Source organism: Pseudoalteromonas sp. 3J6, from assembly GCF_903995135.1.
Classification (GTDB): Bacteria; Pseudomonadota; Gammaproteobacteria; order Enterobacterales; family Alteromonadaceae; genus Pseudoalteromonas.
The window spans coordinates 1,747,705-1,761,713 of the sequence record NZ_LR877185.1 but is presented as its reverse complement, the minus strand read 5'-3'; the positions used below and the strand labels follow the sequence as shown (position 1 = coordinate 1,761,713).

Here is a 14,009-nt window from a genome sequence, read left to right as displayed (position 1 = left end):
TCTAGTTGGTCATGTTCTTGCTCTACAGTTGTAGACAACAAGTAACATCACATAATTAGGATACATAATGAAAAATAATCTATTCCAAGGTTCAGTACTTGCTGCGTTATGCAGTGCTGCCACACTACCTGTAACAGCGTTTGCTGCAGATTACACTGTGTATGGTAAAGCCGAAGTACAAATTGCCAACACCGATACTGGCATTATGCGTTACGCAGATGAAGGCACACAAATAGATGCCCCTTTTTCGCGTATTGGTATTAAAGGGGACCATAAATTAAATGAGTATTTTACTGCCGTATTTAAATACGAGGTTCAAGTAAAAGGTTTTGAACACGACGATACCAATGAGCCTTTTGCAGCACGTAATACTTACCTTGGCCTAAAAGGTGCGTTTGGTGAAGTGGTCGTAGGGCGAAACGACACTCGCTTTAAATATTCAGAAGGCAAGCTTGATAACTTTAACGAAACCCAAGCAGATATTTCACAAGTTATTGCCGGACAAGACCGATTAGGCGACACCATTACTTATACCTCTAAATACTGGCACAATGCACAGTTTTCATTTACCTATGCGCCAAAAGATGACAACAAAGACAATGAAGCGGGATTTGCTGCAACCCTTATTTATGGTGATCGTAGTTTAAATAAAACTCCTTACTCTATTTCAATAAGCCATGTTGACTCGCTTAATAACATTAAAGCAAGTCGTATCGCAGGCGTGTATAAATTTGAAAAACTACAATTAGGTGCGTTATACCAGCATTCAGAATCAATTGATGGTAGTAAATCAGGGAATGGTTACGTGTTAAGTGCAAGCTACAAGCTCGACAAATGGGTACCTAAAGTTCAATTTGCAAAAGATGACTCAAAGCTACGTCAAGCATCAGACGCAACTCAGTGGACTACTGGTGTAGACTACATTTTTGACAAGCAAACTACCGCTTACCTTTTATATACTGACCTCGACCTAGAAGAAAATGCTGATAACAGTGTTGCACTTGGTCTTAAATATAAATTTTAAAGGCTGTTAAAATGACAAAACGTATTTTAGAAAATAACGCCAATAAAAAGCCGTTTATGCAATGGCTGTTATTGTTACTTGGTCCGTGTGTAATGTTATTGACCTGCTTAGTTGAGCCGCCAGTAGGAATGTCGGCTGCTGCCTTTAAAACTGCAGGCTTAGCATTTTGGATGGCGTCGTGGTGGGTAAGTGAGGTTGTACCTATTCCTGCTACTGCATTACTTCCGTTAGTGATTTCGCCTATTGTAGATATAGCGGCAATAAAGAGTGTTGCAGCCCCTTATGCGCATCCGTTGATCTTTTTATTTTTAGGTGGTTTTTTAATCTCAATTGCTATGGAACGTTGGGGATTACACAAACGAATTGCATTAAGAACTATGCTTTATGCCGGTAAAAAACCAAGCTTACAAATTTTAGCGATGATGTTAGTGACTGCATTTTTATCAATGTGGATGTCTAATACCGCTACCGCAGTAATGATGTTGCCTATTGCCTTATCTATCACTCATTTAGTAAAAAGCTCTGATCCAAGTAATGAGGGGTTTGGTAAAGCACTTTTACTCTCTATTGCTTATGGTGCGAGTATTGGGGGGATTGCTACTTTAATTGGTACTCCTCCGAATGCATTAATGGCTGCATACCTATCAGACAGCTACCAGATTGAAATTGGCTTTGCTCAGTGGATGATAGTTGGTGTGCCATTAGCACTTGGCATGTTAACCATCAGCTGGATTTGGCTAACTAAGTTTACCTACAAGGTTGATGCGAATGTACAAGCAAACAATCGAATCGACATTAAAGCGGTATTTTCTTCGCAGCTAAAAGACCTAGGACTCATGCAACGTGCTGAAAAGGGCGTATTGTTTGTGTTTATGTTTGCGGCTATTTGTTGGATATTTAGACCATTACTAGGTGATGTGACCGGCCTTAAAATTTCAGATACGGGTATTGCAATTGCAGCCGCATTACTTTTATTTGTACTACCTGCTAATAAAGGCAGTGATGAGCGAATTTTAGATTGGGAAAGTGCAGCTAAAGTACCTTGGGGTGTGTTGCTTTTATTTGGGGGGGGCTTGACACTAGCCTCGCAAATTAAATCATCAGGATTAGCCGATTACATTGCCAACATGATTGAGGGTGCCAGTGCAATTCCTTTAGTTATGAGCATTCTTGTGGTGGTGGCACTCATTACTTTCTTAACGGAAATTACCAGTAATACGGCAACAGCCGCAGGCTTTTTACCATTACTAGGCCCTGTTGCTGAGTCAATAACAGGCAGCCCGTTAGTGTGGGTTATTCCAGCTGCGATTGCGTGTAGTTGTGCGTTTATGATGCCAGTAGCCACACCACCCAATGCGATTGTGTTTGGCTCGGGTGAAATTAAAATGAAAGACATGATCCGTGCTGGCTTTGTGTTAAATATTGTCGCTATAGTTTTAATTACCTTAGTAACAATGACCATAGCAGCCCAGGTTTTTGGCTTTTAATAACCCACTTTAATCAACTAACAAAACAGATAACCGATGCACATAAAAGCTGTGCATCGGTATGAGTTCCAACCAACCTTATGAGTGTTTTTGCAACGATTTTTATCGCGCTGCCAAATCACTCTTTATTGCTCGAGTAACAGAACAAGGTTATAGTCTTGAAAACGTTATAAATCGAGTAGCCTATTTTGATCACTGACACATTATCTACAGGGACTTTGCGTTCACAATTTAATGAACTAAAGCACTCTTTTGAAGACACCCCTTATTTACCTATTGTGCAACGCCTTGCTTTACTCAAGAAAGTACGCGCTAACATTGTAACGCTAGAGCAAGACTTAATTGCTGCAGTATCTAAAGATTTTGGTTACCGAACGGCCTTTGATACCTTAGTAGGTGATATTTTGCCCACCATGCAGGGGCTTGCACATATTATTAAAAAGTTACCTCGCTGGTCTAAGCCTAGTCACCGCAGCGCGGGGTTAAGCTTATGGCCCTCAAAAGTAAGTGTAACCTATCAGCCTATTGGCGTGGTGGGTGTGATTGCACCGTGGAACTATCCTATTCAATTGGCATTGGTGCCAGTCATCACCGCGATTGCAGCGGGCAACAGGGTTATGCTAAAGCTCAGTGAATTTACGCCTAATACCAATGCGGTTCTTGAAAAAATATTTATAGGTGAATTAAGCCAACACTGCACCATTATTCAAGGTGGCAGCGAGGTGGCAAGTGAGTTCTCATCATTACCATTTGCACATTTATTATTTACTGGCTCAACAGCGGTTGGTAAGTTGGTGATGGGCGCAGCGAGTAAAAATTTAACACCAGTCACTTTAGAACTAGGCGGAAAATCGCCAGTCATTGTGTTAGAAAAAGCAGACGTAAATAAAGCCGCGAGTGCTTTATTATTTGGAAAAATGGCCAATGCAGGGCAAATATGTGTTGCTCCTGACTACGTATTTGTTCCTAAAGCACTAGAACATCAGTTTATTAAAGCTTTGTGCACACTTTATAAAAAGCACTTTAAGCAAGGTGTTGAAGGGAAAAACCTGACCTCTATTATTAGTCCAGCTCATTATCAACGTCTGCTAGGTTATTTAGAACAAGCACAACAACAAGGCGCTAAAATAACAAAGCCACTTGAGCAAAACCAACAAGATGCTGAAAAACACCGGATGGGTCTGCATATTGTGACGCATGTCACCGACGAGATGCAATTAATGCAAGAAGAGTTATTTGGGCCTATTTTACCGATTATGAGTTATGACAAATTAGATGATGCGCTTAATTATATTCGACTACGCCATCATCCATTAGCGGTCTATATTTTGGGCCAAGACAAGCAAGCGCAACAGTACATTATTAAGCAAACACTTAGCGGAACCGTTGCCGTTAACGATACATTAATACAAGTAGCTGCCGATGATGTACCATTTGGCGGGGTGGGTCATTCAGGAATGGGGCATTATCATGCTAAAGAAGGCTTTTTAACCTTTAGCCATGCAAAAAATACCTTAGTATCAGGCTCGTTTAATCCGCGTATAGGTTTATTACTTAAACAAAATAAATTACTGATCAAAGTGCTAAAGTGGCTTTATGTAAAATAGCCTGTAGTACTTAAAATAAAAAAGCTGAATGAATCACTTCATTCAGCTTTTTTAGTTATTCTTTTGGCTTAAAACATTCGCCCTTCACCCGCATAAGTACCCGCTAAAATTTTATTATAAATAGCATCGGCTTTTTCTTTAGCCTCAGCGACTTCCTTAGGGAGCATAGTGCGTTCATCAAGTTTACGACTGTGGCTAGCTTGCATGTTACCGTTGTACTCAGCGATGGTATTCCACACATACGACATTTCAAGGTTTTTTGGCATTCCTAAGCCTTCAAAATACATCAAGGCTAAATTAAATTGTGCAAGCGTGTAATTATTAGCGGCGGCTTTTTCATACCATGTTCTGGCGGCTTTATAATCTTGGCTCACGCCATCGCCGTTGGCGTACATTACCCCTAAGTTATACTGTGCTGCAGGAAGGTTTTTATTGGCTGCTTTCTCAAATAAGCTAATAGCCATTTGTTTGTCCAACTTTACGCCGTTGCCTTCATCATACAAAACCGCAAGTGCAAACATCGAATCTACATGATTCTTTTTAACTGCTTGTTGGTAAAGCTCTGCAGCTTTGTAGTAGTCGCGAGTAACTCCATGTCCGCCCTCGTATAACTTACCTAGTTCGTAAATACCTGGGGCATAGCCTTTGTCTGCAAGGTAATTAAACTCTTTTAGTGCTTCCTCAAATTGACCTGCGTTTGCTGCTATTATGCCTTCCTCAAGCCCTGCATAAGCATAAGGTGTAGCAAGTATAATGCCCGCAAAGAACATTGCTTTTAAATTAGACTGTGACATATGCATGTCTCCAAATTAGTTATCGTTGTCGGTAAGCATCATAACGGTTAATCATTTACTTATTACTCGAGTAGGTAATAAATTATGAGCTAAATCAATAACGCCAACGTTTATAAATTAGATATACAAACGTATTAACAAGTAGTTTTAACTATAGCTCAAAAATTCTAAACTTAAGCACATAGCTATGATATAAATTGCGTTAGCTTGCGATTCTATAGAAAAATGAAAAAAATAAAAGCAAGCAGTAGCTTACATAATTACTTATGATGATTTTTGGCAACTAAAGCATCATACAACGGGGTCTTTTCATGTTAAATAATTTAAAAAATATAAAACTAAGTAAAATTATTTTTATAACCAGTTTGTTATTTATTGCCAGCTGTTCAACGTCATTTGCCTATAACAACCTAGGTTGGTTATCGTCATTTTGGATTGATGATTACGTTGATCTGAATAAAAGCCAATCTAAGCAGTTAAAAGCGATTATTAACGATACCCGAGATTGGCATCGTGAAGTTGAATTACCAAAATATAAAGCCGATTTACTCGACCTAAGACAATTGCTAAACAATGAAGCCGATACTGCGCAGTTGATGGATAAAATAACCCAAGTGAAGCAGCATTGGCGAAACTTGCTGTTGCATACTAGTGCCCCTTTAATTAAGTTAGCGCTGACCTTAACCCCATCACAGCGCAGTGAAATGGTAGAAAATATTCGCGAGCAAATTAATGATGAAATCCAAGAGCATGCCTCATTAACTCAAGACGAGCACCAGCAACAACGCTTAGAGAGACAACTAGATTACTACAAGCAGTGGCTTGGCAAACTCACTTCTGAGCAGCAAACGCTCATATCACAAGCTAACAGTAAGCATACCCCTACCAGTGATTTATGGCACGACTATAAACTAACTCGTTTAGCCGCACTTGAAGCCCTTTTTAGCCAGCAAACACTTAGCGAGGCAGAGTTTACCCAGCAATTACACACCATTATCACTGATCGTGAGCAATATATGAGTAATGAGCTGCGTGAACTAAATGAGCAAAACTTAAAAGCTTATGCGCATTTGCTACTCAAGTTAAACAAAACGCTGAGCGCTAAACAGTTATCGCATGTTGATGAAGAATTTGCAGATTTAGTGGGTACTGTTAATGAATTGATTATGGAATAAACGTTTCACTAATTCTTTTGGCTTGTTTTTTCTGAATTGTTTAAGCTTAAAATTGTGATTTTTGCATTTCATTGTTAACATAAGCTATCAAAAATATTTTAAGTTATCCATGGATATAGCTGCACTTAATAGTACAAAAACGCTACGCAAGCACGTTCTTAAATGGATGTGTATTTGCTTTGGTTTTTTGTCATTGGTGTTTGCCGGTTTTAATTTATTGGTAAATAATTTACCCCTTGTTGGTGGTCTCGAAGTCGGCTTTTCCTTGTTATGCTTATATATATTTAAGCACTCACAAAAACATTACCCTAAGCGCTGGCATGCCATTACCATGTGCTTAACTATCTCTTTAATTGTGTTATGTGGCACCTACTTAGCCCCCCCTAAAAACGGCCTGTTTTTGTGGACATTTATTTTACCTATTCTTTACTACTTACTGCTTGGTAGACGTTACGGGTTATTTTTGTCTGCGGCATTACTTGTTTTACAGCTGGTGGTGTTATCTCAAAAACTGCCACATTCATCGTTTTCAGCATTTAACATAGGACTTAACTTATTATTTGTATACATAAGCATATGGGCTATATCTCATGTTTTTGAAGGTAATAGAGCTGATTTTTCGAAGCGTTTGAAAAATTTAGCGTTACTCGATCCCCTTACTGGGGCTGGTAATCGTTTATCAATGAACCAGTTTTTTGAGGTAGAGATCAAAGATAAATCACAGCTTTACTTATTTTTACTTGATTTAGACTACTTTAAACAAATTAATGATCAGTATGGGCACGATGTTGGCGATAAAGTATTGGTTGAGTTAGCTACATTATTGCGCGGCACTTTTGCAAAAGGGTATGTGTTTAGAGTGGGAGGTGAAGAGTTTTCACTAATGAGCAACTTTGATAGTCCGCAAGCAGCCTTAGCAATGGCAGAAAAGTTAAGACTCGCAATACAAAATAAGCACATAGTCGCTAATGGTGAAACCATTAATTTAACCGCCAGTTTAGGCGTTGTACAATACCAGCAACAAAGCCTAAGTGAACTAATCGACTTGGCCGATAAGCAGCTTTATAAAGCTAAAGAGACTGGCCGTAATGGGGTCTGCACTGATATTTTAGCGCTGGCTTAAGTTTTATAGCGGCTAATACATTTGTTCAAAGTCTGGAATACTGTTTTCCCAAATCGGTCTTTCTTTACCAATATATTCGCGTACGGCATCAAAAAATAACCGGGTTCTTACCGGTAAATCACGATGTGGGTATACCGCATACATGGCACTGTGCTCCATTAATTTAAGATCCGTCAATAAAGGCACCAGTTGTCCATCAATCACTTCTTTATCTAATATAAACGCGGGGGCTAAAACGTAAGTGGTTCCGGAGAGTGTTTTCATTAATAGTGCTTCAGCATCATTGGCTCTAAATACACTTTTAATTTTTTGTTCGCATTGTTCACCAAGGTGGTTGTAGTAACTTACTCCATCAACTCGCAGTGAACTACTTGCGTAACTAGCGGCGGGTAATTGTGCTAAATCAGTTATGTTTTTCGGCATTCCATAGGTTTCGATAAATGCAGGGGAAGCTAAAAGTAATAAACGATTACGCGCAATCTTTCGAGCAATTAAAGAGGAGTCTTTTGGCTCACCCACTCTAAATGCCAAATCAAATCCTTCTGAGACAATATCCACAAGCCGATCATCTAAACGAAGTTCTACTTCCACTTGCGGAAAGCGCTTTTGGAAATCGTTGATCACTGGTTGTAAATAACGCCGACCAATTAAAGTCGATGAGGTAATTTTTAATACGCCACGAGGTTCTAAGTGATAATTCTCTGCCATACGCAGGGTATCGCCGAGTAGGCTTCGTAACTCGTCCGCTTTTTTTATCATTTCAGCGCCTGCTGCGGTAAGTGAAAACGAACGGGTGGTTCGATTTAATAGCCTCACGCCTAGCTCATCTTCTAAACGGCTAATTTGTTTAGAGATCACGGAACGATCAATGTTGCGTATTTCAGCAGCTTTAGCAAATGATCCCTGCTCAACCACTTCAAGCAGCATTAAGAGTCGGCTTGTTGTATCCATTATTGCACCATTGTGTCACTTTGATGCCATTTTGGCACTAATGAATTTAAAAATCTATTGTTTTTGTCAACAAGTATGTTCCGTATTATGTATCGCCTAATTAACAGGAGCGTCGTTATGAACAAACACTTAGTTGCTACAGCCTTATCTGTTGCATTAATTACTCTGACCGGTTGTGCTGAAGAAAGCACAGCGCAATCAGCACCCGCACAACAATATCAAGCTATTGATGTAGCCCAAGTCCTGGTCAAGCCTGTACAAAGTTGGCATACCTATACAACGCGCTTAGAGTCACCGCAAAAAGTAGCATTAATGCCGCGTGTATCAGGCATTATTGAGCAAATTGAATTTAAAGAAGGGGATGCTGTTAAACAAGGTGATGTGTTATTTCGCCTTGATGATCGTTCATTTAGAGCCACGGTAGCTAGTTTACAAGCTCAGGTTAAAAGTGCACAAGCGGCTCTTGAACAAGCAAAAAGCGAAGCATCACGTGCAGTGCGTCTAACTGAGCGTAAAGCAATTTCTACAGAACAAGCACAAGCTCGTACCTCAACGTTGCGTCAGCGTGAAGCACAACTTGCTGCACTTAAAGCTCAGCTTAAAGCCGCAGAACTTGATTTAGAGTTTACCTCTGTGGTTTCACCTATTGATGGAATTATCTCTCGCGCAAACATCACTAAAGGTAACAACGTCCTTGCCGGGCAAAGCGTGCTCACTTCAATTGTTTCAAATGACAAAATGTATGCTTACTTTGATGTCGATGAACGTACTTGGAACAATGCATTTGATGATGTTACTGCATCAAGCAAGCAACCTGTTGTTATGCAAAAAGTAGGGCAGAGTGATTTTAATTACAACGGCCACATCAACTTTATAGATAACCAAATTAATGCTTCTACTGGCACATTACGTGTACGAGCGGTATTTGAAGATCGTAGTAACGAGTTACGCTCAGGCTCTTTTGCACGGATTAAATTGGCTGCTAATGCAATACGCGAAACCGTCATTATTCCAGATAGAGCTATTGGTACTGATTTAAAAAATCGTTTTGTTCTTACCGTGGGCGAAAATAATGTACTGCAATATAAATTGGTTACTGTAGGTGAGCGCTATGGCGCATTACGTGCCATTACCTCTGGTCTTGAACAGGGTGATGTGATTGCAGTGAATGGGCCAGCTCGCGTAGGGCCTGGCATGCCAATATCACCAAATAAAGTGACAATTAATACCCAAGGTGTGGCATTTACACTCACTGCTAACCCTGCCGATTTAGTTGCTAAGCAATAAGGTTATTAAATGAAATTTTCACACTTTTTTATCCAGCGACCGATTTTTGCGGCCATGCTGTCGCTGATTATTTTGATTGCGGGTGGCATTTCTTTATTTCAGCTGCCAGTCAGTGAATACCCAGAAGTTGTGCCACCCACGGTGGTAGTGACAGCCAGTTACCCAGGCGCAAACCCAACGGTTATTGCACAAACAGTGGCAACACCGCTTGAACAAGAAATAAACGGCACTGAAAACATGTTATATATGTTTTCACAAGCGACCAGTGACGGGCGCATGACTTTAACCGTAACATTTGCCTTAGGGACGGATTTAGACCGTGCTCAAGTACAAGTGCAAAACCGAGTAAATAGTGCATTACCGCGCTTACCACAAGAGGTACAGCGTTTAGGGGTAGTTGCTGAAAAGTCATCACCCGATTTAACCATGGTGGTGCATTTATATTCACCCCAGAATAGCCATGATACGGCGTATTTATCAAATTATGCCGATTTAAACATTAAAGATGAAATAGCACGTTTACCTGGCGTGGGTGATATTCAGTTATTTGGTGGTGGTAAATATGCTATGCGTGTGTGGTTAAATCCAGATGCATTAGCAGCACGTGAGCTTACAGCAACCGATGTTGTGGCTGCTTTGCGCTCGCAAAATCAGCAAGTTGCAGCGGGTAGCTTAGGTGCTCAGCCAATCTCTAACGATAGCCAATTTCAAATTTTATTAAACGTGAAAGGCCGCCTAAACAGCATTGAAGAGTTTAAGCAGGTCATTATTAAAGTAGGTGAGCAAGGGCAACTTACGCGTTTGTCAGATGTGGCGCGTGTTGACTTAGGCCAAGACTCGTACTCACTGCGTGCTGAACTTGATAATCAACCTGCATTGGCAATGCCAATATTTCAACGCCCGGGTTCAAATGCCATTGAGCTTTCAGATCAGGTCCGTGAAACCATGGCACGTTTATCGAAAGATTTTCCTGAAGGTGTTGAATACGACATTGTTTATGATCCAACGGTATTCGTTCGTGGCTCCATTGATGCGGTAATAGCGACATTGCTTGAAGCCATCGCATTGGTTGTTATTGTAGTTATTGTATTCTTACAAACGTGGCGCGCATCTATTATTCCGCTTATAGCTGTGCCAGTTTCACTCATTGGTACCTTTGCTGTAATGCAGTGGCTTGGTGTTTCTATTAATACCTTATCGCTATTTGGTTTAGTACTGGCTATAGGTATTGTGGTTGATGATGCGATTGTAGTGGTCGAAAATGTTGAACGAAATATAGAAAACGGCTTATCGCCGCTTGAAGCAACACGCGTTGCAATGACAGAGGTAACCGGCCCAATTATTGCGATTGCATTGGTATTGTGTGCGGTATTTATTCCAACGGCTTTTATTACTGGACTTTCTGGACAGTTTTATAAGCAATTTGCTTTAACCATAACTATTTCAACGGTTATTTCAGCGTTTAACTCACTGACATTGTCGCCGGCGCTAGCAGCCTTATTGTTAAAATCGCACGACGCAAAACCAGATGCGTTTACCCGCTTATTAGATAAGTTATTTGGTCGCTGGTTATTCAAGCCATTTAATCGACTGTTTAACCGTGGTGCAACAGGGTATGAAAAGCTAGTACAAAAGCTTATTCGTATGAGCGTGGTGGTAATGGTTGCCTATGTTGCTTTAGTTGGCGGTACGATTAAGCTGTTTGACGCGGTACCTGGTGGCTTTATACCACAGCAAGATAAGCAATACTTAGTTGCCATTGCGCAGCTACCAGATGCAGCAAGCTTAGACAGAACTGAAGCGGTAGTAAAACAAATGCAGCAAATAGCGCTCGAGGTTCCTGGTGTTGCAAACACCGTGGCGTTCCCTGGTCTATCTGTAAATGGGTTTACTAATAGCCCTAACAGCGGCATTGTGTTTACACCATTGGCGCCTTTTGCAGAGCGTACCGATCCGAGTATGTCGGCTTCGGCTATTGCAGCGCAACTAAACCAACGTTTTGCAGCTATTGATGAAGCGTTTGTGGCTGTATTTCCGCCACCGCCAATTCAAGGCTTAGGCACCACCGGTGGCTTTAAACTGCAAATTGAGGATAGAGCAAACAAAGGCTTTGAAGCATTATTTAATAGCTTGCAATCAGTGATTGCTGCGGCGCAAAAAGATCCGGCGTTAATGGGGCTGTATTCAAGCTTTAGAATTCAAGTACCGCAAATGGATATTGATATTGACCGCGAGCAAGCACTTATCCAAGGTATTGCACTTGATGAAGTATTTAACTCATTGCAGATTTATTTAGGCTCAGTGTATGTAAACGACTTTAATATGTTTGGTCGTACTTACCAAGTTAATGCCCAAGCAGATGCCGAATTTAGGGTAGACCCAGAGCAAATACTAAACCTAAAAGTACGTAATCGTGCAGGTAACATGGTGCCACTAGGCTCAGTGCTTACGGTAACGCCAACTATAGGCCCAGATCGTGTTATGCACTACAACGGTTACCCAAGTGCTGAACTTAACGGCAGCCCAGCGCCAGGTTACAGCTCAGACCAAGCTCAAACAGCGATTGAAAATGTACTGGCTAAAACGCTACCTACTGGTATTGAATATGAGTGGACTGAGGTAACGTATCAGCAAGTACTCGCCGGTAATACTATGGTGTACGTGTTCCCACTGGTGGTATTGCTTGTGTTTATGGTATTGGCTGCACAGTATGAAAGCCTACGTTTACCATTGGCCATTATTTTAATTGTACCTATGACTATATTCTCTGCGTTATTAGGGGTGTGGTTTGTAGGCTCAGACAACAATATATTTACCCAGATAGCGTTAATTGTACTGGTGGCACTGGCCTCTAAAAACGCCATTTTAATGGTGGAATTTGCCAAAGATAAACACGACACTGGATTATCGCACCTTGAGGCTATGTTGGCAGCGTGTCGCATGCGTTTACGTCCTATTTTAATGACCTCAATTGCCTTTACCGCGGGTGTAATTCCGTTAGTGTTGGCAACCGGCGCCGGTGCTGAAATGCGTCATGCAATGGGTAACGCAGTATTCTCAGGTATGATTGGTGTGACTGTATTTGGGCTATTATTTACGCCAGTGTTTTACATGCTGGTGGTAAAAAAGCAGCGCGCTGAGGAGTCTTCAAATGACTAAATTACATTTAAACAAATTTAAAATGCCGGCATTTTTAGGCTCTGTGTTAGCGATTGCAGTGTTATCTGGCTGTGCGAGCAAAATAGATACAGCAGCTGAGCAACAACAAGTAAACAAGTTTGTTGCCCAAGCAATATCTGCAGAGCAGTTTGTTGGTGAAGATGAGCAAAACTGGTGGCACAAGCTTGGTTCAGCGCAATTAAACCAGCTTGTTAGCAACGCTTTGGCTAATAACTACGACTTACAAACGAGTCAGTTAGTGCTTAAAAGTGCGTTGGCACGTATTGGTGAACAACAAGCACAATACTTACCGCAAGGCGGTGTTGAGGTTGGAGCTAAACGAAGTGGACTAGGCGATACCAATAGCCGACAGTCAAGTGCAAATGTTGCACTTGACTGGCAGCTCGACTTATTTGGTCGAATAACTGCACTCGTTGATGCCGCAAATTCACAAGCTATGAGCCAAGCAGAGCAAGTTAGGCTATTACAAATTGAAATTGTGTCATCTGTGGTTAAAGGGTTTGCCAGCTATCAGGGCAACCTGCAAAAGCAACAAATTATTGAAATGCAAATAGAAGCACTTGAACAAAGCATTCAAGTGCTGCAGGCACAAGTAGATGAAGGTGTGGCAAATGAGCTTGATTTAAACCGCACCATGGCACAACTTAGGCAGCAACAAGCGCTCATTCCGGCGATTGAATATGCTAAGTTTCGTGACTTATCTACGCTGGCGGTATTAAGTGCACAACCAACGCAATCACTGAGTATTGATGATGAACGCGCTATATTGAGTAAGGCATTTCAAGTGTCACTAGCAAAGCCTAATCAGGCTATTGCATTAAGACCCGATATTAGCCGAGCATTATATGACTTTAGCCAAGCAAATAGTTTAAGTGTGGCAGCCAGTAAAGCCTTATTGCCAGATATCAGCTTAAGTGGTTTTGCAGGAGTCCTAAGTCTGGGTAGTAATGGTTTTAGCGACACCCAGCAGCAGTGGCAAGTTGCACCGCAAGTACAATGGTCTTTATTAAGTTATCCTGCGTTGTTGGCTCAGCGTGATGCGCAGCAGTTTTTAAGTCAAGCTGCTTATACTGACTATCAACAAGTGGTGTTAAAGGCCATTAACGAGAGTGAACTTTCATTGCAATACTTGGTCAATCAAGCACAGCAATCGCGTTTTGCTGAGCAGCGGTATCAATTTGCTAATAATGCATTTTTACAAGCACAAGCAATGTATGAAGAAGGGCAAATTCCTTACTTAGAGTTGTTAGATGCACGTCAGGATGTTTTAATAGCACAAGAAAATGCCGTTGATTCAACTATTTCATCGTTATTGGCTAAGGTAAATGCTTACCAGTCATTTAATGGACGATGGAGTTACGCGTTAAGTAGTACTAACTAG

The 14,009-nt window shown here is 41.0% G+C and carries 10 protein-coding genes; 8 read left to right on the top strand and 2 right to left on the bottom strand.

All coding sequences use genetic code 11. The features are described 5' to 3' along the window. Positions 1 to 67: 67 nt before the first annotated feature. The 3 genes from P3J6_RS08130 to P3J6_RS08120 all read left to right on the top strand — a co-directional run bounded on the left by P3J6_RS08130 (position 68) and on the right by P3J6_RS08120 (position 4,118). The gene (locus tag P3J6_RS08130) at positions 68 to 1,024 is read left to right on the top strand and encodes a porin (protein ID WP_138607817.1); all 957 of its coding nucleotides are present in this window, start codon (positions 68 to 70) and stop codon (positions 1,022 to 1,024) included. Positions 1,025 to 1,035: 11 nt separating this feature from the next. After that, positions 1,036 to 2,511, top strand: coding sequence for an SLC13 family permease (locus tag P3J6_RS08125; protein ID WP_198522679.1), 1,476 nt, complete (start codon positions 1,036 to 1,038; stop codon positions 2,509 to 2,511). A gap of 188 nt (positions 2,512 to 2,699) precedes the next feature. Then, positions 2,700 to 4,118: a coniferyl aldehyde dehydrogenase gene (locus P3J6_RS08120; RefSeq protein ID WP_198522678.1), complete on the top strand. Its 1,419-nt coding sequence runs from the start codon at positions 2,700 to 2,702 to the stop codon at positions 4,116 to 4,118. 68 nt (positions 4,119 to 4,186) lie between these two features. Here P3J6_RS08120 and P3J6_RS08115 read toward each other — a convergent pair whose 3' ends face one another. After that, a complete protein-coding gene (locus P3J6_RS08115; RefSeq protein WP_010389004.1) occupies positions 4,187 to 4,912 on the bottom strand; it encodes a tetratricopeptide repeat protein in 726 nt (241 codons plus the stop codon). A gap of 311 nt (positions 4,913 to 5,223) precedes the next feature. Here P3J6_RS08115 and P3J6_RS08110 point away from each other — a divergent pair, with 311 nt between their 5' ends. Together P3J6_RS08110 and P3J6_RS08105 are read left to right on the top strand one after the other, a co-directional pair. Continuing rightward, a complete protein-coding gene (locus tag P3J6_RS08110; protein WP_198522677.1) occupies positions 5,224 to 6,087 on the top strand; it encodes a DUF6279 family lipoprotein in 864 nt (287 codons plus the stop codon). A gap of 109 nt (positions 6,088 to 6,196) precedes the next feature. Beyond that, positions 6,197 to 7,210, top strand: coding sequence for a GGDEF domain-containing protein (locus P3J6_RS08105; RefSeq protein WP_138607826.1), 1,014 nt, complete (start codon positions 6,197 to 6,199; stop codon positions 7,208 to 7,210). 12 nt (positions 7,211 to 7,222) lie between these two features. On the opposite strand, the gene P3J6_RS08100 is transcribed toward P3J6_RS08105, so the two are convergent. Continuing rightward, complete coding sequence (locus P3J6_RS08100) at positions 7,223 to 8,161, bottom strand: LysR family transcriptional regulator (RefSeq protein ID WP_138607828.1); 939 nt, start codon at positions 8,159 to 8,161, stop codon at positions 7,223 to 7,225. Between the two features lie 117 nt (positions 8,162 to 8,278). On the opposite strand from P3J6_RS08100, the gene P3J6_RS08095 reads away from it, so the two are divergent. Genes P3J6_RS08095 through P3J6_RS08085 form a run of 3 tightly spaced genes read left to right on the top strand, consistent with a single transcriptional unit; the run spans position 8,279 to position 14,009 of the window. After that, positions 8,279 to 9,448, top strand: a complete 1,170-nt coding sequence (locus tag P3J6_RS08095) for an efflux RND transporter periplasmic adaptor subunit (protein WP_055011970.1) — start codon at positions 8,279 to 8,281, stop codon at positions 9,446 to 9,448. A 9-nt stretch (positions 9,449 to 9,457) separates the two neighbouring features. After that, positions 9,458 to 12,607 carry an efflux RND transporter permease subunit gene (locus tag P3J6_RS08090; RefSeq protein ID WP_054201232.1) on the top strand — a complete coding sequence of 1,050 codons (3,150 nt, stop codon included), beginning with the start codon at positions 9,458 to 9,460 and terminating at the stop codon, positions 12,605 to 12,607. Next, on the top strand, positions 12,600 to 14,009 hold the full coding sequence (locus P3J6_RS08085) for a TolC family protein (protein ID WP_198522676.1): 1,410 nt from the start codon (positions 12,600 to 12,602) through the stop codon (positions 14,007 to 14,009). Before P3J6_RS08090 ends, P3J6_RS08085 begins: the two co-directional genes overlap by 8 nt.